General features: G+C 39.8%; 20 protein-coding genes. 7 read left to right on the top strand and 13 right to left on the bottom strand.

Features of this window, described 5'->3' with window-relative positions:
- Nucleotides 1-6: 6 nt before the first annotated feature.
- From R9C00_10385 to R9C00_10345, 9 genes are all read right to left on the bottom strand, one after another.
- Nucleotides 7-1,146 (bottom strand): extracellular solute-binding protein, encoded by a 1,140-nt coding sequence (locus tag R9C00_10385; GenBank protein WPO37860.1) that lies wholly within the window; start codon nucleotides 1,144-1,146, stop codon nucleotides 7-9.
- 429 nt (nucleotides 1,147-1,575) lie between these two features.
- Nucleotides 1,576-2,655: a transposase gene (locus R9C00_10380; GenBank protein WPO37859.1), complete on the bottom strand. Its 1,080-nt coding sequence runs from the start codon at nucleotides 2,653-2,655 to the stop codon at nucleotides 1,576-1,578.
- Entirely contained in the window at nucleotides 2,633-3,349 is a 717-nt protein-coding gene (locus R9C00_10375) for a tRNA pseudouridine(38-40) synthase TruA (GenBank protein ID WPO37858.1), read from the bottom strand. Before R9C00_10375 ends, R9C00_10380 begins: the two co-directional genes overlap by 23 nt.
- Nucleotides 3,350-3,652: 303 nt before the next feature.
- Nucleotides 3,653-5,047 (bottom strand): hypothetical protein, encoded by a 1,395-nt coding sequence (locus R9C00_10370; protein ID WPO37857.1) that lies wholly within the window; start codon nucleotides 5,045-5,047, stop codon nucleotides 3,653-3,655.
- A complete protein-coding gene (locus tag R9C00_10365; GenBank protein ID WPO37856.1) occupies nucleotides 5,037-5,939 on the bottom strand; it encodes a hypothetical protein in 903 nt (300 codons plus the stop codon). Before R9C00_10365 ends, R9C00_10370 begins: the two co-directional genes overlap by 11 nt.
- A gap of 178 nt (nucleotides 5,940-6,117) precedes the next feature.
- A complete protein-coding gene (locus R9C00_10360; protein ID WPO37855.1) occupies nucleotides 6,118-6,900 on the bottom strand; it encodes an IS5 family transposase in 783 nt (260 codons plus the stop codon).
- A gap of 29 nt (nucleotides 6,901-6,929) precedes the next feature.
- Nucleotides 6,930-7,298, bottom strand: a complete 369-nt coding sequence (locus R9C00_10355) for an SMEK domain-containing protein (GenBank protein WPO37854.1) — start codon at nucleotides 7,296-7,298, stop codon at nucleotides 6,930-6,932.
- Between the two features lie 475 nt (nucleotides 7,299-7,773).
- Nucleotides 7,774-8,802 (bottom strand): 2-oxoacid:ferredoxin oxidoreductase subunit beta, encoded by a 1,029-nt coding sequence (locus R9C00_10350; protein WPO37853.1) that lies wholly within the window; start codon nucleotides 8,800-8,802, stop codon nucleotides 7,774-7,776.
- A gap of 154 nt (nucleotides 8,803-8,956) precedes the next feature.
- Nucleotides 8,957-10,825 (bottom strand): 2-oxoacid:acceptor oxidoreductase subunit alpha, encoded by a 1,869-nt coding sequence (locus R9C00_10345; protein ID WPO37852.1) that lies wholly within the window; start codon nucleotides 10,823-10,825, stop codon nucleotides 8,957-8,959.
- A gap of 210 nt (nucleotides 10,826-11,035) precedes the next feature.
- Between R9C00_10345 and R9C00_10340 the strand changes: the two genes are divergently transcribed.
- The gene (locus tag R9C00_10340) at nucleotides 11,036-11,206 is read left to right on the top strand and encodes a hypothetical protein (GenBank protein WPO37851.1); all 171 of its coding nucleotides are present in this window, start codon (nucleotides 11,036-11,038) and stop codon (nucleotides 11,204-11,206) included.
- 504 nt (nucleotides 11,207-11,710) lie between these two features.
- Here the strand turns inward: R9C00_10340 and R9C00_10335 are convergent.
- Both R9C00_10335 and R9C00_10330 read right to left on the bottom strand, forming a co-directional pair.
- Nucleotides 11,711-12,568, bottom strand: coding sequence for a mechanosensitive ion channel (locus tag R9C00_10335; GenBank protein WPO37850.1), 858 nt, complete (start codon nucleotides 12,566-12,568; stop codon nucleotides 11,711-11,713).
- A gap of 934 nt (nucleotides 12,569-13,502) precedes the next feature.
- The gene (locus tag R9C00_10330; protein ID WPO37849.1) at nucleotides 13,503-13,925 is read right to left on the bottom strand and encodes an NUDIX domain-containing protein; all 423 of its coding nucleotides are present in this window, start codon (nucleotides 13,923-13,925) and stop codon (nucleotides 13,503-13,505) included.
- Nucleotides 13,926-14,227: 302 nt separating this feature from the next.
- On the opposite strand from R9C00_10330, the gene R9C00_10325 reads away from it, so the two are divergent.
- Entirely contained in the window at nucleotides 14,228-14,392 is a 165-nt protein-coding gene (locus R9C00_10325; GenBank protein WPO37848.1) for a hypothetical protein, read from the top strand.
- 246 nt (nucleotides 14,393-14,638) lie between these two features.
- Here R9C00_10325 and R9C00_10320 read toward each other — a convergent pair whose 3' ends face one another.
- Nucleotides 14,639-15,928 (bottom strand): hypothetical protein, encoded by a 1,290-nt coding sequence (locus R9C00_10320; protein WPO37847.1) that lies wholly within the window; start codon nucleotides 15,926-15,928, stop codon nucleotides 14,639-14,641.
- A 534-nt stretch (nucleotides 15,929-16,462) separates the two neighbouring features.
- Here R9C00_10320 and rapA point away from each other — a divergent pair.
- The 5 genes from rapA to R9C00_10295 all read left to right on the top strand — a co-directional run bounded on the left by rapA (nucleotide 16,463) and on the right by R9C00_10295 (nucleotide 23,922).
- Nucleotides 16,463-19,291 carry an RNA polymerase-associated protein RapA gene (gene rapA, locus R9C00_10315; GenBank protein ID WPO37846.1) on the top strand — a complete coding sequence of 943 codons (2,829 nt, stop codon included), beginning with the start codon at nucleotides 16,463-16,465 and terminating at the stop codon, nucleotides 19,289-19,291.
- A 219-nt stretch (nucleotides 19,292-19,510) separates the two neighbouring features.
- Nucleotides 19,511-20,956, top strand: a complete 1,446-nt coding sequence (locus R9C00_10310; GenBank protein WPO37845.1) for a TlpA disulfide reductase family protein — start codon at nucleotides 19,511-19,513, stop codon at nucleotides 20,954-20,956.
- Between the two features lie 71 nt (nucleotides 20,957-21,027).
- The gene (locus R9C00_10305; protein WPO37844.1) at nucleotides 21,028-21,693 is read left to right on the top strand and encodes a hypothetical protein; all 666 of its coding nucleotides are present in this window, start codon (nucleotides 21,028-21,030) and stop codon (nucleotides 21,691-21,693) included.
- Between the two features lie 10 nt (nucleotides 21,694-21,703).
- Nucleotides 21,704-23,197, top strand: coding sequence for a histidine kinase (locus R9C00_10300; protein ID WPO37843.1), 1,494 nt, complete (start codon nucleotides 21,704-21,706; stop codon nucleotides 23,195-23,197).
- A 44-nt stretch (nucleotides 23,198-23,241) separates the two neighbouring features.
- Complete coding sequence (locus R9C00_10295) at nucleotides 23,242-23,922, top strand: LytTR family DNA-binding domain-containing protein (protein WPO37842.1); 681 nt, start codon at nucleotides 23,242-23,244, stop codon at nucleotides 23,920-23,922.
- Nucleotides 23,923-23,947: 25 nt separating this feature from the next.
- On the opposite strand, the gene R9C00_10290 is transcribed toward R9C00_10295, so the two are convergent.
- Nucleotides 23,948-24,781, bottom strand: a complete 834-nt coding sequence (locus tag R9C00_10290) for a TonB family protein (protein ID WPO37841.1) — start codon at nucleotides 24,779-24,781, stop codon at nucleotides 23,948-23,950.
- Nucleotides 24,782-24,792: the final 11 nt, after the last annotated feature.

Genomic DNA, 24,792 nt, shown 5'->3' with positions numbered 1-24,792 from the left:
GGGAAATTATTTCTCCAAAGATTTCTGGTAAAGATCATTAAGCTTAGCCAAAACCGCCTTTGCATCGCCCCCTTTCATCATTAGCTGTCGGATAGGCTCTCCGGCATTGTCTTGGAAAAACATATGGCCGTGGTACCTTGGACGCAAAAACGAACGCTCCAAGGCCGGCAAGGTATCTTTAAAAAAGTTACTTGTCAAGGAATTAGTATGAGAATCTAACCAAGCTTTTTTGTGCCCCGGCTGACCACCATTATCAAAAAATATTGTGCGTTGAGTATCAGGATGCCCCGCATACTCTACATATTTAGCTGCAACATCCATATGCTGGCAGTTGGCTGAAATAGCAAGCCCAGTTCCGCCCAACGTACTTATTAATCCTTGCCCGTCTATGCTTACCATATCGTGGAATTTCAAGAACTTATCCGCATAACCTGCACGGGAATAGTTAGTATATCCATAGGCAAATGGAGAATACAAGTACTTGTCTGACAAGGTCATTGCCTCATATACCTTGATAGGGTTCCAGTGGTACGATTCCTCTGCTATATATTTCCCCAGCTCCTGAAGCATATCAAGTGCTTTTAAACCAATCTCTTCCGAAACCACATAGTCTTTTGTAGTACATACATCTTCGCCCAAAGTTGAGCAAACCATGTAAAAGCTCATGAGCGTATCTTGAGGAATACCCGGAATAGCTACATACCCTTTCTTTGCAAGCTCTAAAAGGTCGTCCCAAGTTTGGGGCAATTTCAACCCTAACTTCTCTAACAAATCGGGGCGACTAGCTGCTACGGGAGTAGCCGCATCTATTGCCAAAGCCCATTGGTGATCTTCAAATCCGTAGCTCTCGTACGATTTTCCCACACTGTTTTCTGCTAGGTCTTCCAAATAGGCTGCTGGTAAATGTTTATCAAGAGGAACAATTACGCCAGTTCTTGCAGCAAAACCAGCCCAAGGATGGTCGATAATCAACAAATCGTATCGCTTAGCCAACTCATTGATAGGTTCGTCGGCAAATGCCTGAAGCGACCTTTTTTCCCACACTATCTCCACATCTGGATTAAGCTCATGAAAACGTTGTGCCAAAGCTACAATAGACGTAAAACCCCTACTGTGATTCCAAGTTATTCCTTTTAGTTGTATCATGGTGAAATATTTATATATAAATCAATCTTTCATATTTGAATACAAAGAAAATTGATTTATACTTGAATAACAACTTTTAAGTACGAAATAAAAGTGAACGGTATGATAGTGAGGAAGAAACAAGCTGTATATAAAAAAACACCCAAGGTTTCGCTAGGAAACCTTGGGTGTTTTTTTATGAAAAAGGTGGTATTTTTTGTGATGGAAAAACGAATGAAACCTCCCTGTAGGTGCGGTATTTTTTAATTTTAGGCAATATGTTAATTTGTAGCAGGCTACAACTACTCCAGCCCAACTTTTTAAGCGGTTAGGAACACTTTCAGCATCTTGATCAAATTATGCGAATCGTTCAATTCCACAAATGGATACTCTACCCTGCTCAGGAAAAGGCCATTTGGCAATGCAGGCATCTTCTCTTTCAGTGGTTCTTTATGAATTTACTTGAAACTGGTATTTTGCAAATACAAAGTAAATCATCTTGATGAAGTTGTCTTTAGACCGAAACCCTCTAGCAACCCGTTTAATGATTTGAATTTTAGAATTGAGCCCCTCTAAGATACCGTTATTAATCTTAGATTGAGCGTATTGAACAATTCCATCAAAATGGCTTTTAATCGATTTAGTGATCGGATTGGTTTCCATGGTTTCCTGGGCGAGGTCCATAATGAAGCACAGTTGGGCTTTTAGCTCTTGAAATTGATCTTGCCGATAAAAAGCACCTATCCTTTCCATTGATAGTTCAATTTGAGCTTGAAAGCAATAAGCCTTTTCCCCAAGTCGATCTAGATGTTTGTAGAGAAGTTTGATCACATGCCATTTGTCAAAAGTAACCTTAGCCTGTGGAAAACACTGTTTGGCCCCCTTGATGAAGGCAGGGGACATATCAATGGAAATTTCTTCTACTGCTTCTGGATAGGGATGATCTTGCTTAAATCGGGCAACACATTCAGAAGATCTACCTTCGTAACTACCGGGTAGTTGCCAAGTATCTAGATCAAAAAAGCTGGTGATGTATTCATGTCCCTTACGGGTAGAGGTTTCATCATAAGCAATCCTAGAGGCTGTATGCTGACTATAGTAGTCATCTTCAAGATGTTGGGTATAATGATGATAAATATGCTCAACCCGTTGGACTCGAATGCCAAGTGTCCTGGCTACTGCCGTAAAACAATGGTGGATATGCATCAAACGCATGACTTCTTGCCCAAACATAAGTGTGAACCGCGAATAATCTCTAGAAAAGGAAACCTCTGCCTTAGATAGTTTACCGGTATCCCTATCTTTGTATATAGGAAGCTTACAATGGATAAAACAGCGATATTGAAAAAGCTTTAAGTGTTCCCAGGTACGGTCGTAATAGCTATGAATAGAGCATTTTTTTGGGGTAGCTTCAGGTGGAACCTCTAAATATAGATGTACGGTGTTGCTAGGCTCGTCACGTTCTGCTAGAACTAACTCAAAAGGTGGTAGAACAGGAAGTAAGTCACTAAATTGAGATAGAAAATTCATCGTTTTTTGAATACAAAGATAAGCGTTCAAGTAAATTCATAAAGAGCCCTTTCAGTTCTTTTTCCTGATTCAAAATTTCTCCAAACTCCTTCAAAGATATTTCCCCACTCCCTACTTTCAACAAAAAGAACACGCAAACCCTGACCATTCCTCGGAGAAATCGATTGCCGGTGATGGTGAACCGCAATCGCCCCTGTTCCTCATTGACTAACAACTTACATTTGCTCACATTGCACAGCGTATTATTGTACGAATCTGGTTGCTTGCACAGCGGTTTAAAGTCCTTTGTTTTGAGAATAAGAGCTGCAGCCTTTTTCATCAAGTCGAAGTCTAATGTCAAATCTTCGTAGAAGGAGCTGTAGCGAATGAGTGCGGGATCTTTGTTCCAGTGAATGAAGTAGTCGTAGGTGCGAGCCACGGCATCGTGCCGACAATGGTGATCTTCGTCGACTTCGAATATCTCAAAAACAGCAATGCCATCGGGCAAATTTTTGTTCAGTCGAAATTTCAAATCGAAGGCTGGAGCTTCATCAAGATTGATTTGGATGACATATTGGCTAGCGTGAACACCAGCATCGGTGCGTCCGCAACCGTAAGCACTCACTCTTTTTTTGAAGACCCGAGAAAGGGTTTGTTCTACAACTTCTTGAACCGTGTTTGGCGTATCTGTTTTAACCCCTGTAGCTACTGCCATCAAATCCTAAGTGTATGAAATATCGCATCTGCAAATATATAAAAAGAGTAGCTCTAGCTCTTGTAAAGAAGTTATGTGAACTAATCCGCTAACTTGGGGACAATATTTGCCGCATACAATTAATGCATTAGCCTTTCTTCCATGGATTATTTTCTAATGAGGGGTAGTGGTTAGTGTATGGACAGTAGGGCAGGTTTTTACGTACTAACTTTTCCGTTTATAACTGACTTTTATTTTGTTATTTATCTACTGCTTAAAGACTCAAACCACTATTTTTCATATATATTGTTATATGTATATCTTTCACATATAAAAGCTGTACTTTATTTGTGGCTTCTGGTCTTCTGCCAAATACTTAAGAATCTCTCCAACGTTTCTACTACAATCAATCGTAATTGGAAACTTTCTGTCGAATTGCGTATTATTCCAATTCATTTTTGTCAAAGCTAGAATTTCATTACAGATTTGTTCAGGTGATTCGTCATATGAAAAAAGTCGTATTTCAATTGGGCTTGGAATATACCTTCCTGGATAAGTGCCATAATAATCGACAAAACCTCTCGTGTAAAGAAAATGTCTTTGTTTATCAAGGCTTAGCATAGTTCCTCTTAGTGGGGGATAATTACCTTCCCTGTAAAGTCTAAAATTAGTAGGCATAATCGTTACTAAATCCAATGAATTGATATTCATTTTTTCAGCTACTTTCTCAAAGCCTTCAATTTCTTCTTCTGAATAATTTGAACTTTTGTGTATAACTAATCTTTGAGGATAGATTTTAACAGCTTCATAATATTCTTTAAGGGAATTATATAGCAAATCGAAAGCCTGTTTTTCCGACAAATGCGGTTGTTTATCTTTTTTACTTTCTTTTACTGGTGTTCCTCTTAGAATTACTCCATTTCCTTGCTCATTGAATATTTGGGTTACACTCGTTTGTGTAGTCGATTTGTCTCTGCTCTTGTAAAAACTAATACCTGCAAAGCAGGTATTATTAGTTGCATTTTTTTTTAATGCCCAAGGTGTACCTGAGGCTTTGTAGTATAATGCAGTAAAGAAATTCCAAACTATTGTTGCCTCATCTTGCATTTCTTTAGATGGTTTAACTATTCTATCTCGAACAATTTGAATTGGAATATTGTATTCCATTGCTCTTGCTTTTAATAAACGTCTAAAATTCAATTCTAATGAAAGGTTATCTTCGTCAACCTTCACATTTTTTGTTCCGTAAACCATATTGGTAAACTTCTCGTCTAAAACACAAAGGATAACATCAGGGTTTTTATTCTTGGCTAGAAATTTTATTTCTGTCAGAAATAACTCAACACCTTTAATTATCAAATCATTTATGTCCTCAGATGATTTTTTGACTTTTTCAAAAACTGAGTTATTTATTTTTCTAACATAAGTTTCATCATATGAGATTTCGCTTTTAAAAGCAACTTTGTCATTAAATCCTGGAAAATTCATAAACAAGTTCGGTTGTTTACTTTTTTTAGGTTCGATATAACTCTTGCAGGATTTTATCCAACTAATTAAACCTCCAATACTGTCACTATTTCCAACAAAGCCAAGTACTATCTTATCGGGTCGTACATTCTCAAAATCTGCAACGCCATATTTATATATACCTGTCCTAGGACAAATGTGCTCGCCATTTTGAAATTGTAATATTGGTTCTTCAAGTAAACTAATTTCCATAATCACTTCTGTATGTCAAGGCAAGCCTAAAAGGTTCTTTAAAATTTATAAGGTTATAGTTTTCTTCTTCCTCATTTAGTTTATTGCTCAAACAATAGGAAATAAACATTAAGTGTTGATAAACTGCATTATTCGATTCAAGTTTCTTTTTTTGAGTAACCAAATCACTTTCAAACTTATGAGTTTGATAACCATTATAAGTATAACTCCAAGTTGGTGTTATTGCTAAAAACCACCTAGATTCCGATAGAAATGATTGAATCCTAAATGATAATTGTTGAAAGTGAGTAATTTGTGTTCTATCCTTATTCCAAACTTCTTTAACTACTGTCCTAGTTGCTGTTTTTTTATTTTTCCAAGTAATTTTTCTAGACCTAATTAATTTTGGTGGTCGAAACCTAAACATTCTCTCTTTTCGCAACCATTGAATATCTTTTTTAGATGTCAACTCTTGAATTGTATTATCAATTAATCTCGATAATGCTAGCTCATATTTATATCCGATTGTAGCAAATTCTTCAACTGCAAATTCTTCAACGCTTCCAATCTCAACCAAATTACTTAGTGGTTCAGAACTATTATCTAATGGTTTAAATGAGATGATTTTTTTTTCAAAAACATGCCAATCTCTTGAGTACGGAATTCCATAATGTTCAAAAGCTCTATTTAAGACACTTCTTTCAGATGCACTTTTTCTTAATTTGTATTGTGTTTCCCAAGATTTTGTAATTATTTCGTCTCTATTAACTCCTATTGTACCAACATAAATTTTTTCTGGCAATTCAATTTCTAATAAATTGGGGTACAGGGTTTCGGTGGTTAATTTATCCTTGTTTTCAAGAATATTTTTTCTGTAATCGATTTTTTGTTCAGTAAATTCTTGCTCGAACAACTCAAGTACTTCTTGAATTTTTGGTAATGAAATCCAAGAATTTATTTCGGTAAATAGGTCTTCAAAATCTAAAATATTTTTTGACGAATCAAACTCAAATTCATCATTTATTATTTCGTCAAATTTTTTATCGCTATAAGTTTTTTGCTTTTTGGTTATTAGATCATGTTTAAAAATTTTAAATAGGCATTTTTTTGATCCTATTAAGTATTATTTGGCAGTTTTGCCATAAAACCCAAGCTTCTTGGCTTTTGGTAGTTTTTTCATAGTCTTTGGACAGCCTCCGGAAGAAATTGAACGTGCCGAATGTCCTCTCGGTGACCCATCTCCACTTGATGGGCACAAAGCCCCTGGGGGTTGGGGGACAAGAGGATATCTCGACCTCTACGCCCCTTATGTTGTCCTCTACCCATCCGGTGAACTTCTTTTTATAGGCCTGGTCTGCCAGGATCTTTTCCATCCTGTGCAGGTAGCCCAAGAGGGGCTCCACCACCCGTTGCCCTATCGTGCCGTCATGCTCGTTGGCGCCAGTGGCGACCACTCCCCATACCAGCCCGAGCGTATCGGTGATGACGTGCCTTTTTCTCCCGTTCACCTTCTTGTTGCCGTCCAGCCCCGTGTCCTGCCCGATAAAAGGCGCGCACTTTACCGACTGGCTATCAATGGAAAGCATGCTCGGGGTCGCCTTCTTGCCCTTCCTCTTGCGCTCTAGTTGGTTGAGTGCCGCGTTCAGCCGAAAAAGCGTGTTGTCCCCCTGCCACTTGCGGAAATAATAGTATACCACATTCCAAGGAGGGCGTCCCTCGCCCGAGAGGCTGCGCCACTGCTGTCCGCTGCGCATGCAGTACAAGATCGAGTCCACCACGTCCCTGAGGTCATATTTGCGTTTCCTTTCCACGGGAAGATATTCTTTTATATATTGCCATTGCCGGGAGGTCAAGCGGGTATATCCTGTTTCCATAAACTTTGTTGTTTCGTCACTACAAAGTTTTAGCCTGCCCGGCTCTTTTCAAAATTTAAACATGCTCTTATGTAAACTAGTAAAGAATCAAACTCATCTCGCTCTTTATGCTTCTTATATTGTTCAAGAGTGTGCTTTATTTTTTCTGAACCTACTGTCGAAGTTACTTGTATAGCAACCCGATTCTCGTAATCAATTAAATCTATTGCTGAATAATTTTTTTCTTCAAGATTGGCGTTTTTCAAGCTTAACCCATAAACGTAATTTAAAATCGGAATAATTACATTTTCTGCGTGAATATTTATGTCGTATAAGTTTTGGCTATTTAAAGTTTCTACTTCAGCCCTAAATCTTGCAATTAATTCAGCAATTCTATCTATTGTCTTTTTTTTGTTCACAGAGTTTTTTGTTCAAATTAGCCCTAACTCGTTTATATCAATACCATTCCCGTGATTCTCATCATAGCCGCCCCCAACAATCCCTTTGAAACTCAAATAATGAGATATATCTAAATATACAAACATTTCTTAGATGCACAATAGTACTTTGCTACAGTAGAAACCAAAAAAAGAGCACCTCCGAAAAAGCACTCTTATTGAAACCTTCTTGAGGCTATGATTTATAATGACGCCCGCAGGCTTACCACCAAGTTTTTTTACTAATCCCGAAGGGATGTGATATTTATAGAAATGTATGTATCCCTTTAGCCGTAGCCCCGAAGGGGTGATATAAAAGTAAAAAACACCTTCTAAGGCTAATAATCACAATACCGCCCCTTCGGGGTTTGTGCTTCTCAACTAACTTTTTTCTATAAATATGTCAGCCCTTCAGGCTTTTCAAGTTTGTGGTATCCAAACGGGTTACCATTTAAGATCAAGCAATCTCCCAAATGCTTGGCCCTGCCAGCAGGGCATCGAGGTCGCCTTCACCGTTGGTTTCCACTGCCTTGTCTATTTGGTGATTGAACACATCTTCATAATTGAAGCGCTCTTCGGCATAGATCACCCCAAAAGCCCTGGGCAATGCCCCCTCCTCTCTTGGGTCGTCTAGCAATTGGGTGAGCATAGATGCTTTGACCTTGTCCGTTTTGTCATGCACCCAAAGTTCGTCCTTGGAAACTCCTTCGTCCAAATTGACCACTACGGGCTTGAAGCCATCGAGCTTGATCCCCCTGTTACGCTCACTGCCAAACACCAGCGGCTCTCCTTGTTCCAAGAAAATCACATTATCTGGCTTCGAGTCTTTCTCTGTAAAAGGGAAAAATGCTCCATCGTTGAAGACATTACAGTTCTGGTAAATCTCCACCATAGAAGTCCCCTTGTGCAGATGGGCTTCGGAAAGCACTGCCCGCATATGTTTCGGGTCTCTGTCTAGCGTTCTTGCCAAAAATGTCCCCTCCGCTCCCATGCAAAGTGCCAAAGGATTGAACGGATGGTCTACCGAGCCCATTGGCGTAGATTTTGAAATGCTCCCTTCGGGCGACGTTGGAGAGTATTGCCCTTTGGTAAGCCCATAAATCTCGTTGTTGAAGAGCAGGACATTCATATCAAAGTTCCTCCTCAGCATATGGATAAGGTGGTTTCCCCCAATGGAAAGCGAGTCCCCGTCGCCAGTAATCACCCAGACGCTCAGGTCAGGGTTCACGGCTTTTAGCCCACTGGCAATGGCAGGCGCACGCCCGTGGATGCTATGCACCCCGTAGGTGTTCATGTAATAGGGAAAGCGGGAAGAACAGCCAATCCCCGAGATAAACACGATGTCTTCTTTGGGCACACCAATTTCGGGCATAATGGTCTGCACTTGCTTCAAGATAGAATAATCGCCGCAACCGGGGCACCAACGGATGTCTTGGTCGGTGGCAAAGTCTTTCGGTGTTAATTTATGATCTATATTTTGTGTCATTTTTTTTGATGTTTTGTAGTAAATTTTGTTAAATACCAGTGTCACCCCGCACGAAGCGTAGCGAAGATGTGGGACCTCCTGCCTAAAACTAGAAAGGTAGCTTTACTTGCTTTTCGGTGGGAGATTCTGTGTCAAGCACGGAATGACTCGTGCTTTAATGCACCTCTGCTTCCAGCGAGCTTTCCGCCTTCACGGCATCTTTGATCTCATCTACGGTGAAAGGCAAGCCCTTTACTTTTTGCACCCCTTTCGCATCTACTAAATACTCCCCACGGATCATCTGGCGGAGCTGCCCCAAGTTCATTTCTGGGATAATCACTTTTTTGAAGCGGGACAAGATGTTGCCTAAGTTTTTGGGGAAAGGGAACACGTGCCGCAAGTGGGCATGGGAAACGGAATAGCCTTCCATCCGCAACTCCCGCACTGCCGTTTGGATAGCCCCGAAGGTAGAACCCCAGCCCAGCACCAATACATCTCCTTGGCTTTCGCCAATGGCTATTTGCTGTTCGGGGAAATATTCCGCCATCTTTTTCACCTTCTCTGCCCGAAGTTTGATCATGAACTCGTGATTGGCAGGATCGTAGGAAACATTTCCCGTTTCGTGCTCTTTTTCCAAGCCCCCAATCCTGTGTTCAAAGCCTTTCATGCCCGGAATAGCCCATTCTCTCACCAGTTTTTCGTCCCGCTTATAAGGCAAGTATTTTCCCTCAGCATCTTTGCTCTTATCTGTTACCATTTTTGGATCAATGGCTTTCAAGTCCTTAGAAGTTGGGAACCTCCAAGGCTCAGCCCCGTTGGCAATGTACCCATCGGTAAGGATGAAAACGGGGGTCATGTGCTCTACCGCAATTCGGCAAGCCTCAAAAGCTACCTCGAAGCAATCGGAAGGAGACGAGGCTGCCAATACAGGAATAGGCGCTTCCCCATTTCTTCCGTAAACGGCTTGGAACAAATCTGCCTGCTCAGTTTTGGTAGGCAAGCCCGTAGAAGGGCCGCCTCGCTGCACATTGCAGATCACCAAAGGCAGTTCCAAGATAGTCGCCAGACCAATGGCTTCCCCTTTGAGAGCTATTCCCGGTCCAGAAGAAGCCGTTACGCCCAATGCGCCTCCGTACGATGCACCAATGGCTGAGCAGATAGCTGCTATTTCGTCTTCGGCTTGAAAGGTCTTCACATGGAAGTTTTTGTACTTGGAAAGAAAATGTAGCACATCGGAAGCCGGGGTGATGGGATAACTTCCATAAAACAGGTTTAGCCCTGCTTTCTTTGCCCCAGCTATCAACCCGATAGCAGTCGCCTCATTTCCTTTTATGTTCCGATAAACCCCTTTGGGCATAGGAGCCGGCTCTACTTGGAAGCGGGAGGTAAACGCCTCGCTCGTATCTCCAAAATGATAGCCCGTTTTCAGTACTTTTATATTCGCATCTCGCAGCTGTTCATTCTTTTTGAACTTCTCGTTAATGAAAGCGATGGTATTGTCCAATGCTCTGTTATACATCCAATAGATGTAGCCCAACACAAACATATTTTTACTTCGGTCGGTCTCTTTTATGCCCAAGCCCGAACCTTTCAGTGCATTGCGGGTCAGCTTGGTCACGTCTATTTTATGCACCGTGTATTGATCGAGCGAATGGTTTTCCAAGGGATTTTCCCCATCCACATACTTTGCCAAGGTGAGGTTCTTTTTGTCGAAGCCGTCGGTGTTGGCTATGATAAGCCCGCCTGTTTTCAGGTTTTCCAAATTGACTTTGAGAGCAGCGGCGTTCATCGCTACCAACACGTCATATTTATCGCCTGGGGTGAAAATCTCCACACTTCCAAACTTTAGCTGAAAGCCAGATACGCCCGCTAGCGTGCCCCGAGGTGCTCGGATTTCGGCGGGGAAACTTGGGAAGGTGCTAATGTCGTTGCCATATAGCCCAGTGGTTTCGCTGAATTGCCCTCCGGTGAGCTGAATCCCATCGCCAGAATCTCCGGCAAACAAGATCACAACTTCTTTCTTGGTCTCGGTTGAATTGGTCATATTAGGTTTTAGATTTTTAGGTGAATACGTCCAACATCCCCTGGCAGATTTCTCGCAGGAGTTGCTGTGAAATGAATTGGTTCAGAAGCATGTGTTGTTGCTTTTCAATTTACGAAAAACCAAACAACATTCATAGCTTCTAGCTTTGGAAGAACTCCTAGTTCTTCACAGGTTTGCTTCTAGAGCAAAGGTTTACTTACAACAACAATAATGGAACATGGAAAAAAGGGGTTTGGAGTGGAACAGAAAGAAAACAAAAAAGCCTTTTCTGAGGTAGAAAAGGCTTTGATTTCAGCATTGCGCCGAGTTATTATCTTAAATTTCCTTTTACCTACCACAACAGCAGCGCATACAACAAGTAATGTTGCAAGCAGCAGATGATGGGCAGCACATAAAGGAAAATTGATTCATTTTTAGTATCTGTTAAGCACTAGTGCTATCTAAAAAACAAAACCTGTGTGATTACCAGTGATTTATAAACTAATAGGTTGTATTTGTTTTTGTTCAAGCATTTCTGTTTGATGTGACAAGTATAAAGATTATTTGTGAGAAAGCAAATCTACTAAAAGGTAGAAAGAGACACCCAACTTGGCAAATTATTGGCTATACGCTTCAGAAATAAAGAAAATCACCTTAAAAAAGAGGCTAATTATTGAAAACAAGTGTTTGTTTACCTTTGATAAGTCTTATTTCCCCATTGATAAGTCATATCTCCCGGGAAATAAGTCTTTGGGAACCACTGATTTTTCATATTTCCCCATCGATAAATCCTATATCCCGAGAAATATGTCGTTGGTAACTGGCAAAAAGCCTTGATTCACCACTGATTTTTAGTGATGTTTCTGGGGTGAAGGGTCTGTTCAGCCAACTGTATCAATCAACCACTTACTTATCTTCCGTAAGGTAGACTTTTTGTGAAGGCTTGGCGAGTTCCACGCTGCTTTCCTCTTTGAACCGCTCTTGGATGGCGCGCTGCACATCAAACATCATCCCCATCCCATCTGGCAAATCTTTCGCCCACAGGGGTACACGAAAGTTGATCACAAAATTATCGAAGCTCAAGACTTCCACCTTCACCAAAGGAACTCCCTCGGCTTTCTCTTGCTTGTTCCTGAAGTCCAGCAAACTCGGATGCTTCATTACTTCTTCTATGATTATCCGCTCAGCCGTGGCAATGTCCGAATCGTAACTGATGCTAATAAACATAAACTTGTTTACCCGAGGGTCTACAATAGTCCAGTTGATAATGGGCTCGGAGGTGATCCATGAGTTCGGGTAAATATGCCGTTTGTTTTCCAGTCCTTTTATTACCGTATGGCGCAGGGTGATGTCTTCCACTGCCCCTATCTCACCGTTAATCTTCACGATGTCATCTACCCTAAAGGGTTTAAAAATAATGATAAACACGCCGCTGATTACATCGGAGAAAGCTTTTTGGGAAGCAAAGCCCAAAAAGGCAGCAAAGATACTGGCTCCAGCAAATAAGCCTACTGCCAAGGATCGCAAGCTGGGAATAGAATAAATCACCCCAATGATCAAGACAGAAAATGTAAGGAAATCTACCGTATTCCCTACAAACTTCATCTTAGTCTTGCTACTGGTATTCGCCATCTTATCAATAAACCTATTCAAGAAAAACTTGATGATTTTATTGATTAACAAGACCAGTACTATCAGCAAAATGATCTGTCCAAAGACGGAATAGAACGCATCTGTAAAAAAGGATTCTATAAGTTCGGTCATAGCTCAGTTGTAAATGTAACGCAAGGCAGCACGTATGCCCAAAATATAAAAAAGGTGCGATGGTCACTATAAGGAAGGTGGTGGTAGGATCCTCCATCTGACAGGTACATCAGAAGATCGAGGTTCGTGTTGTTTGATCAACAAGGCAAGCCATGCAATTGTTTCATTTGCCGTTCTCTAATCCCTAAGTATTTTTAGTCCTGCACCCAGAGTTGTTATAGAAATATATGCCACTCCTCAGCGGATGGAAACTAAAGCATAAAGGCAAATTCACTCCTCCAAACAAAATTATCCATACATTTATTCCGTGCTTTTTTCTTCATAACACAAAAAGAAGAACTCAACCCATAAGTTCGTCCCGTTTTATTTACTATTAAGCTGCACCACTTGCTATTCTCAAGATATTAAAATGAATAAGGAAGTAGAAGAAATTATACAACTCGGAAAGGATTCTATCTTGCAATTAGCTTTGAAGTCAATAGATTAAATAGCTGAAATTCAGCATTTCTCAAAAATTAGACTAATGACCAATGGCAAGGATGTTATTGTTTCATTAACGAATCCAATAAAATACCTTCCAATCAGATCAGGATTCTATTTTGATGTAAGGAGAAGTATTATAGAAAAAACCACCAGTTATAGTCCTGTTTTTAATGGGATGGTACACCATAGCTGTTTTAACCCCTGTAAAACACCATTGATAAGTCCTATTGTACCGCCAATAAGTTTTCTGTAAGATAAATATTTCATATTGTACCAGCAATATGTCTTGATGTAAGGGCAAAAAGCCTTGATCCACCACTGATTTTTAGCAATGTTGATGCGTCCTAAGAAAAGTTGACAGGTTTTACATTAATACTGCCATGGGTTTGCAAAAATGAGGAGAAAAGGAAATTAAATATAGTGGTGATAATACTTGCAGGTGAGCAACATGTCAAACATGTGTGCTGAAGTATGCATCTATCACCTTTTCGAGTCCCCATATCCAAGGTTTTTGAAGTAAGTTCTTTTTGGAGACCAACTCGCACTCTCCTTCAAGAATGGTAGCCGTGCTTAGGGATGTTAGTTCTTCATCGGTAAGCAATAATTCATATAAATGAAAGGAATATTCCTTGTCACTTTGCACTAAAAACTGGTTGACAAACTGTATTTTATTTTTGTCCAAGTCAACAACAATTTCCTCGCTCAATTCCCTCAATAAGGCATCAAAAGGGGAAGGATCATTCTCTTCGATTTTACCACCCCAAAATGCATACGCACCTACCCATTTAGGTAACTGATATCCTGCATCCTTTTTTTGTATAAAAAACAGTTCCCGTTCTTTATTTCCGATTAGTAACCCAACTCCTTGGTGCATACCTTATATGTCTTCTTTTTGACTGTCACGCTATTTTTCGGGGTTAGCGATCTCAAAACCCTATCGTAGCATTTGCAACCGAATATAACGAGGGTATAGGGTTAAAAAAAATAGGGAGAGATGAATCCTGAAAATTAACACCGATACTCGGTTTCTGCGTTCATATGATATCAGTGAAAAGTAACGATCCGCTCTTCGCAATTACAAATTGCGAAGAGCGGATCGTAAAATTTTTAATTTGAACATAGTAGAGGTAACAATTAGTCGGATTAAAAATCCTATGATAGAGGGTCATCACCGGGTTGCTTGCCAGCTATGGGGACTTTGCCGTTGCCGCTTTTGGCATAGGCAGCCGGATCGAATTTCTTGCCTTGGCAATACCTATGCACTCGGGGGGGATTATTTCCCTACTAGTCAACCAGCAGGTAATGAAAAAGCTGACTAGGGAGCAGGCAGCTTCGGTGTGAGGGAGGGCTATTTCCTATTTCGCCATTGCTACGGATGCAGGCAATCAGATACTGTTTTCCCAACACTACACCTAAACTTTTGAAGAGTGTTTCTGATTTTAGTTATATTTGATAGAGACCAAATAGTAGAAAAATGGCAGACAAACAGCATTTGAATAGAATTACTTTGGAGAAAAAGTAGTAGGCATATTAAGCTAACTTAAACCAATGCCGCTAAGATCCGCGCGCAAGCTCAGACCAGACGGATCATTTAATGCCAAATAACTTTTTAAAGATCCTCAGTTGATTTTTTACATCTTTTCCTTCCGTTTCTAAAGATAAAATCGCAGAGGAAATTGAATCTAAACCGTATTTTTTGAGTATTTTTTCTTTATGCTTATTTGAATACTTTTCAGAATAAGCACTTATTAATGAGTAGCTTTCTTTGTATTTCTCAGTACTAATAGTGAAAGATATGGCAAGTATTATTATTTGTATTACAACACCGACAAATACTCCAATGATTTGAAGAGATTTGGCATAAATTGATTGGGCGATGATGTCAGTACCATTTGGAAATACACTATATACGGAATAATAAAAAAAATTAAAAAATGTAGGATTAGTTTCTAGTTTAAAATTGTCTGTACTAAATTTATAAAGTGCAAAGTTTATGATTGCAACAATCAATATAGAATAGAAAAAACTAAAAAGAGCTTTCCAAAGAAATGATTTAGCATAAGTCCTTTGTTGTAAGATGCTTTTGATTTTTGCATTAACAATATTGATAAATTCATGCATCAATATATGGTCTTCAAGTTTGAACTTCAAACCATCTGTATGTCGCTTTTTGTCTTTTCTATTTGCTTTTTCTTCAAAGGTATTATTGACAATATCATCTAGTTCATCTTCAGAACTTGGCATTAAATCTATTGGTAGTCTAAGGATATTAAAGGGTGTAAATACCTCTTTAAACCTGTTATTAAGATGACCAAACAATAATAAAAAAAGAAAAACAATGGCAATTATTAACATGTACTCATTACCAATATAAATGAAATAAACTGATGCAGTAAACATAACTGCTGATATGACTTTATTTTTGAAATTTATAATTGAACCTATAATTAAGTCTAAATAACTATATATAAATGAATTAAAACCTAATCTAAAAAGTATTTCTATTGGATAATAAATAGTAGCATAATAAAGAAAAACTAAAGAGTTTAATAAGAAAGGGTAAAATGGAAAAAGGAAAAAGAGACCAATATTCTTCCAGAATTTTTTATTGCCAACAATGTTCCAATAAACAAATACTATGGTAGTAAAAAATAAGTTTCGCAAAATAGCATGCTGAATAAAACTTTCTCTCGAATAGTTTAGAATATAAAACATCTCTAAATCTCCAATAAAAACCCTTAAAGCTATATAAGTCCAAATTATTAAAAATAGGCCATTTCTTATTATGCTATTTTTTTTCTTTAACTTCTTTTTTTTTATGACATCCTCTTTGTTAAAATCATTATTTATTTTTTTTGCATCTACTTGTTTTTGCATTTCTAAATATATTGAGGTGTTCATCAAAAATATATAACAATCTGCAAAAAACAAAAAAATAATAAGAGTTTTGTTAGGAACTATCAAAGTTCCTGAGTTTTTTATGTTTTCAGAGTGAATTATACGATCTGTTTGTTAACTAAAAAGTAAACTGTAGCCTTTCCTTTTTTCAGACAGCTCATCATCCGACAAAATTCCGCTCTTCGTGATTTGTAATCACGAAGCTCTCTGTTCTTCTGAGAGTTGGCAAAGCGTCCTCTCAGAAGTTGTTTTTTATGGCAAATCTCCTGATTTGCGAAATTCCGTTAAAATGTAGCCCTACTGACTTTCATGGTGTCAATCAGGAGATTGACTATTTTTTCAATCTGTAGAGAAAAAACTCTACGGAGAGCATATCGCACATAACCAAATCATTTTATCATCTCCTAATCAGCACATCAAACAATTAGCACATCCTAAACAAAACTTGCGACTTCTTCCCTCCATCCAGAATTTCTCCCCAACTTTGAAGCCTCAATAAACAAGAAAGAATAAATGGATATTTTTTTTCCGGGGCAACGGTGGACGAGTGAGGGCGAGCCTGAGCTAGGCATAGGGATCGTATTGGAAACGGGCGATGGACGTGTGAAGGTGTTTTTTGCCGACTCAGGTGACATGCGACAATACATGGCGGAAAATGCTCCCCTTCGTAGGGTGGTGTTCAAGGCTGGGGACAGCATTGTGGATTCGGAAAACCGCCCGATGCTGGTGGAACAGGTGGACGAGAGCGGGGAGTTGCACCGTTATTTTGGGCAGGGGAGAAGCATTTCGGAAGCGGAACTGGGCGATGTGCAGGTGACACACGGGGTGGACGAACGGTTGCTCAACGGGGATGTGGATTCGCCCGAATTGTTTGCCCTCCGCAGGAAAACACTTCAATACGACCATCAGCGTAGAATCTCTCCCATCAATGGTTTTGTAGGTGGGCGGATCGACCTGATTCCGCATCAATTATACATTGCCCATGAGGTGAGTTCGCGTTATGCGCCCCGTGTGCTGCTTTCCGACCAAGTAGGTTTGGGGAAAACGATAGAAGCTTGCCTGATTTTGCACCGCTTGCTGCTAAGCGGACGTATTTCAAGGGTCTTGATCCTTGTGCCCGACTCGCTGGTGCACCAGTGGTTTGTGGAAATGCTCCGCCGGTTCAACCTCTGGTTCCATATTTACGATGAGGCTCGCTGTGCATCGCTCGATGGCAGTGCGCCAGAGGGAAACCCGTTCTTGGACGATCAGCTGATTTTGTGCAGCACTTCGTTTTTGGCTAGTTCGCAGAAAAGAGCCCGCCAAGCACTTTCGGCTAGTTGGGATATGTTGGTTGTGGACGAAGCGCACCATTTGGAATGGTCAGTGGACAAGGTAAGCCCCGAATATGCCATTGTCGAGTTGTTGAGCAAAGCATCAAAAGGCTTGTTGTTGCTAACGGCAACGCCAGAGCAACTGGGCGTGGAAAGCCACTTTGCCCGACTTCGCTTATTGGATCCCGACCGCTACGCAGACTACGAGGCATTCAAAAATGAATCGCAGGACTACACTGCCATTGCCACTATTGTAGATAAACTTTCTTCGGGAAAGGCTTTGCTGGCTTCCGACACCAACCTCTTGACCTCGATATTTGGCAAGGAACGGATAGCCTCGCTTGCAAAAGGAGGAGAAGAGCTGACCAATAACCTCATAGAAGATTTGCTCGACCAACACGGTCCAGGGCGGGTGGTATTCAGAAATACCCGATCGGCTATGAGCGGATTTCCAAAGCGAAAGGCACACCTGATCCCTATAAAAGCTACCAAAGAGCAGGAGATTTGGGTACAGCGTTTATCGAAGGAATTTGCTAAAGACAGTGGAGCTTCTGAAGTTACTTCAGCCAAGCAACGGCTTTGGTTTGAAGAAGACCCTAGGGTGAACTGGCTGGCAAAGCTGATGAAGAAGCTGAAACCTGCCAAAGCGGTACTTATTTGCAGAAGCAAAGAGAAAGTGCTGGCATTGGAACAGGCATTAAAGAAGCTAAGCAGCATGAAAGTGGGTGTTTTCCACGAAGATCTTACCATTGTGCAGCGCGATAGAAACGCTGCATGGTTTGCCGAGCCCGAGGGTGCTCAAATTCTCCTTTGTTCCGAAATAGGGAGTGAAGGGCGGAACTTCCAATTTGCCCATCACCTCGTGCTGTTCGATTTGCCCGTGAACCCAGAGCTTTTAGAGCAGCGAATCGGTCGATTGGACAGGATTGGGCAATCGGAAGATATCCAGATTCATGTTCCTTACCTTGCAGGAAGCCCGCAGGAAGTGCTGGTGCGATGGTTTCACGAAGGGCTAAATGCCTTTGAGGAAAACTTGGAGGGCGGAAACCAAGTAGCGCAACTGTTTCGCAAACGGCTTACCCAGATTACATCGTCCAACGATTTGCCCGATGCCGAGAACAAGCTTGACGCATTGATTGCCGATACCGCTGCTTTCCAACAAAAGCTAAAGGAAATGCTTGCCAGCGGCAGAGATCGCTTACTCGAAATGAATTCTTTCCGACCAAAAGTAGCGGCAAAATTGGTGGAGCAGATTGGCGAAGCAGACCTTGATATGGGCTTGGAAAAATACATGACAAAGGTTTTTGAGCAGTTTGGTATTGACATGGAAGACCTCGCTGCCAGAACATTTCTGCTGCATCCTGCACGGACAAATAGGGACACGTTCCCTTCTATCCCAGACAAAGGCATTTCGGTTACTTTTGAGCGAAAACGTGCCTTGGCGAGGGAAGATGTGAGTTTCATTAGTTGGGACCACCCAATGGTAACCGGGGCGCTGGATATGGTACTGAGCACGGGAACTGGAGCGGCTAGTTATGCCGTGCTTCGAGGAACGGGAAATTCTTCTATTCTTTTGGAGGCGCTTTTTGTGTTAGAAACATCGGGCGGGCAAAATATAGATGTGGATCGTTTCCTTCCGGCTACTCCACTAAGGGTAGTGATAGACCATAGCGGAGAGGATGTTACAGAAGAGTATCCGGTGGAACTATTGGAACAACAACTGAGACCCGGACAGATAGACGACTTGCTGGAAAATGAGACCTTGGTAGATACCATCTTTCCGAATATGCTCAGAGCGGCAAGCCAATTGGCAGAAGAACTGAGGGAAAAAGAAATAGCCAAAGGGCAGGAACAAGTGAACCTTAGCCTAGACCATGAAATTGGTAGGCTGATTGCCCTCCACGATAAAAACAAAAATATCCGAGCAGAGGAAATCCAACTTGCCGTAGAAGAGAAGGCAACACTTTCCTCCCTCATCCAACATGCTAAAATCAGGATGGATGCGCTGCTGCTGGTGAAGGAGGGGTGATTTTTTGATGATGGATGATTTACGTCGTGGTCGTTTCAGACCGCCCACGTCGTTCTGTGTACTATTTCCAATTATCTCAAAAAACTGAATATCTGTAACACTAAAAGCCAAAACGGTAACATTGTTTTTTTTATTAGTTGGACCAAAAGTAGGTTTGTTTGAAAGTAAATGACAAAACACATTATGCTGTTTATGTAACTCAAACAAAACATGAAAGTCATGAAACTACTTAACACCTTTGCCCTAGGCCTACTCACTTTTTTTGGTTGGGCAAATGAATCTCACTGCCAAAGCAACTACCTTTTTGACGAAGGGCTAGTTGTGGTAAAAGGGCAAATTTCTAATGCTCAAATTAAAACAATTCTATTAACCAATCTTGAGCTCACTGGAAGAGTTCAGCACGCAGCAAAATTAGATAGTTTAGGGAATTTTGAATTTAAGTTTAATATTTTGAGTCCCCACGACAACTACCTAATCTATAATGGTAAGATAGCAACACTATTTACCGCGCCGGGTGATACACTCATGGTAACTGCTGATGATTCTGATTTTGAAAAAACTATTACCTTTTCAGGAGCTAATGCAAACTTCAACCAAAGCTTGAAATTGTTTTCTGAGGAATTTGGCGAACTGCTTGAGTCGAAAGAGTTTTTTGTCAAGAAACGTGATTTGCCTCCGAACGAGTTCAAGTCATTTGCCTCAGATTTTTTTGGGATCATGGAAACCAAAATCGATTCGATTATCACAATTACCAACCCCAAAGAGAATGTAACTGCATGGATGAGGAACTATGTAAAATACAGACTAGCTGAAGACCTCATAGAGTATGGCTTGCACCATAAAGACAGTTTGACCGCAGATTACTATAGTTTTGAAAGTGACTTTCTGCAAACAGGTAAATTTGATTGGCAATGTTCTCAATATTATGATGACTTTATCGGAAAGTATCATTTAGGATACAAATTGAGTCAATTTGAAGGATTCACGGAAGTTATTTCCAAGTACAGGGAACAATCTTACGAAGGGCTAACATCAACGTTTAGATTTGTTGATGAGCATATAAAAGACAACAAAGTTAAAAACTTTGCCATTACGCAGTTTTGTAATGCATATATTGAGTCTAACTATACTATCGTTGACTCCGCTTTTAGCACTTACTCAACCTTTGTAAGTGATGTTACTTGCCAAAACTTCATTCTTCAAAGGATTGAAAGCAAAAAAACGTATGTCCCTTTAGTGAATGATTTGGATGACTTGAGTAGCCTAGAGTTTATAGGTGAAATTTTTCAGGAAATCCAAAATGATTTTCCAGATAAGGTACTTTACATAGATATTTGGGGACCAACCTGTGGCAGTTGCATAAGAGCCTTTCCTTATTCAAACAAATTATACGAGGAGTTGGATAAAGATAAAATTGAGTTTATCTATTTGTGTATAAGTTCTGAAAAAGGAGATTGGCAAAAAATTGTCGATAAATATAACATGCAAGGCAGAAATTATCTCTTGACAAGAGACCAGTCTATTATCCTGTCTGAAAAATTAAATGTATATGGCATCCCCAGATATGTAATGATCGATAAAAAAGGGAAGATAGTTGATCAAAAAGCAAAAGGACCGTATATCGAGTCTTTAAAAACGGAATTGTTGAAATTAGCAGAGATGTAAAATCCCCCCTTTGGCTGTATGGTAGGGACATCCTACCATACAGTTTCCAAACCTTACAAAAAAGGAACATAATGAAAAGCATTTTTCAAATATTGGGCATTGCCTTATTCTTTTTCCTTATCGGCTATTTCCTCACTTATCCATACGAGCTGTCTTACCAAGGGAATGAAACGATTATCTTATTGGAAGATTCGTATGAATGTGCCTCAATGGAAGAGTTGGTAAACAGAAAAGAATTTGATGGAAAAGTACTGTATATACGGATTTGGGAACCTTTTGATAACGAGATTAAACCATATAATTCTAAAGAACTAGCAGCTTTCCATAGCAAATATGAATTAGATCCGGATGAGTCCATTTTGTTGAGAGCACAAGGGCGTGTAGTGAGAACCGTTCCTCTTGAAAAACAGCTGGCGGCATTTGACTCTGTTTATCAAAAATATAAAAATCAACCTGCTGCCATAGTTTACATTACCATGCCGGACAATGATTTTCCAAACAGGGAAGATGATTTCAGAAAGTGGAAAATTGCGATTAAAAAATATGAGATTCAAGGGTACCATTTAGTGACAAACCCTGAACTCAATAAAAGCATAAGGAGAGATAGTACAATAGAAGGTCCTTTACCCTTTCATTTACTTGTAGATAAAGAAGGTCAAATTGTAAATTACCAAGCTCCTTGGCCACAAGATACTTCTTTACTGTATCCAGCGATAAATATACTTTTGGCAAACTAAGTTTATAGAAATGACTCAATTATCGACTGTTAGTTGGTCAAGTAAAAAAAGCATTACTAGCCTACTTTTTTTTATAGTGTTTGGGTGGGTGTTGCTTTTAGTCACACCAAATTTTCATTCCTATCATGAACTTACGGTGAGGAATACTACTTTCATGTATTTGGCTGGTATCGCTTTTTTCTATATCCATACGTTGGTATTGATTCCAACCAAATTAGAAGGGAAGAATAACAAGAAATACCTATTATTAGGCCTAATTTGTTTGTTAGCTTTTGTATGGGTTGAAATACACTTCTTTTTTAATGTGATAAAAAGGTGGGACGATTCCTACTACGAAAATATAGTTGGCATTAGCCCAGGTCAAATGTTCACTGCATTTACACTGATGAGGATGGTTGCTCCTTTATCAGTTCTTCTTTTGATAATTGCCGCTTTGTCTCTAGTTTATAGTTTGATTGTTTATGGTTTCAAAGTGATTTCTCCCTTTTTGGAAGCGTTTGTCCACCTAGTGGGGCTAACAATGCTTTTTGTATTGATTATAAATGTACCAGAAATAGAGAAACGAGCTTCGAGCTTAGTTTTTCCATCAATACTTTTGTTCTACACAAACACCTTTGCAACAGCCCCAATCTTATTAAGAGATAAAAAGAAAAAGGATTACTTACTATGGTTATCGGTTTTTGTGATAGGCTATTTCATTTTGCAGGCAGGCTTGTTGATAAACATAGGGTTGCCAATTTTTAATCCAGAAACTGGAGATCGATACGATCATTTTACAGCTTTAAAAGAGACTGTTTTTGACATCCCGAGCATTATCGCCTTGCTCATCACATTTTCTCTATCGTTTATTTATAGCAATGCCCGCATAAAGTCGAGGGCAAAAGAGGCATTTTTAACTATTAAATTAGGGAAAAAAGAATCCGAACTCAAGCTTTTGAAATCACAGGTAAACCCCCATTTCCTATTTAATGCCCTGAACACTTTATATGCCACTGCACTGACGGAAAAGGCTGAAAAAACAGGAGAAAGCATTGCCAAACTAGCTAACCTGCTTAGGTATATGCAAAAAGACATAAATATCGAATTCATACCACTTGCTAACGAGGTGAAGTATGTACAAGATTACATCGCTATCCAAAAGTTGCGTTGTGCAGTAGAGCCGCAGATAAATGCTGAATTCGTCAATATTGATGACCAAATAATTAGCCCTGGGCTTTTGATTCCTTTTGTGGAAAATGCTTTTAAATATGGAATAGACCCTTCTAAGGTCTCAACACTTACCCTGTCAGTTATTTGCCGGAACGGGCATATCCATTTTTCATGTATAAATAACTATGACGATGGGTTTAAACCCTTTCACAAAGAACAAGGACTAGGGATTGGGATTAAAAATGCCAAACAACGTTTGGAACTAGTTTACCCTAAAAAACATACTTTTGAAATAAATAAAAAAGACAATCAGTTTTCAGTAAAAATAACAATTCCTGACCTTCCGAAGAATTGATAGCTCCGAAGGGAAGGTATTTGTATGACAAAAACATTGAATGAATGATAGCAGCCATAGCCATTGATGATGAACCCAAAGCCATAGAAGTAATACAGCACCACATTTCAAAAATTGTCGGAACCACACTCCTAGCCCACTTTTACAATGCAAAAGATGCCCTTGCATTTTTAAAGCAAAATCCAGTTGACTTGATTTTTTTGGATATCAACATGCCAAATATGTCAGGCATTGAACTTTTGAATAAGATGCAACGAAAACCACAGGTGATTTTCACTACTGCCTATGCCGATTATGCCGTTGACAGCTATAACTACAACGCGGTCGATTACCTGCTCAAACCCTTTGATTTTGAACGATTTCAGATTGCAATGGATAAGGTCGAGAAGAAACTCGATGCCTCCAAAAAAGACAACAATTTCTTTTTTATAAAAGATGGCGTGAAAAGCATCAAGATAGGATTTGAAGATATAATTTATATAAAAGGGTCTGGCAACTATTTGGATATTTATACTACAAGTAAAAACTTTTGCCCACGAATGACTTTTTCAGAATTAACAGAAAAACTACCCTCAAACGAGTTTATAAGAATTCATCAATCTTTTATCATAAATATTGGCCGTATACAAAAAATTGAAAATAATCAAGTGTATATAGGCGCTCAAAAACTGCCAATTAGTAATAGCTACAGAGACATGCTTTTTAAGCGCCTTGACTTAAAGTAAACCTGTTTGTTGTCTTCCTACCGACCTAGCAATTATCACTGGGGGCTCGGAAAGTAAACTGGAACTTCTGCTTAACTTTTACTCCTTTTGAGTTTTCGGCAGGTTTCCATTTTGGCATTTGCTCAACCAATTCAACCAAAGCTTTATCAATTTCAGCATCTCCAGTTGATTCGGACAAATGCACACCCTCTGTATTTCCCTGCTCGTTGACCGTAAAAAGCACAAAGGTAGTTTGAAGATTTTCGAGCATCTTCACAGAAATCTTATCCTTGCTATTTTCTTTCAGGTAATTAATCATCTGGTCGTACCCGCTGGCAAACTCAGCTTCTTTCTCAGGAACCACTGTCATGGCAACTTCCATGAGTTGATCACGCAACTCACCCGTTATTTCATTCTTATTTTTATAATTCACCTTAATCTGCAAGTCATCTTCCAAGCCTAGTGATTGAAGCAATGCTATTTGCTCTACACTTAACACTTCATTGAGGCTGGTAGCCGCTATGTCTTTTCCGCCTCGGGAGGTAGAAATAACCACAGATTGATAATTGGAAATCCAACTTGATGGATAATAGGGAATGATATCCTTGAGCGATTTGGCATCTTTCAACACAGCTTTTGTAATTGCCCGTGCATATCTCCCTTGTACTTGGTAGGAGAATACCTTTTCACCTGGCTCATTGGGCATGGTAACCGACTTTGCGCTGGGATCAAAAGTGAGCTTGTCCCCTATTTCTTTAGAAAGATATAGAAGTACATCCTTATTGCTTACATCCCCAACTTCACTCCTATTGGTAAATCCAAATGCCATAAAGGCAAAAGATATTATGCATACGCTTACAATCAATAAAGTCTTTTTCATAATGAGTTTTT

The organism is Flammeovirgaceae bacterium SG7u.111, assembly GCA_034044135.1.
Lineage (GTDB): Bacteria > Bacteroidota > Bacteroidia > Cytophagales > Flammeovirgaceae.
The sequence above is the reverse complement of the archived record's forward strand: the minus strand, read 5'-3'. Positions and strand labels throughout refer to the sequence as shown.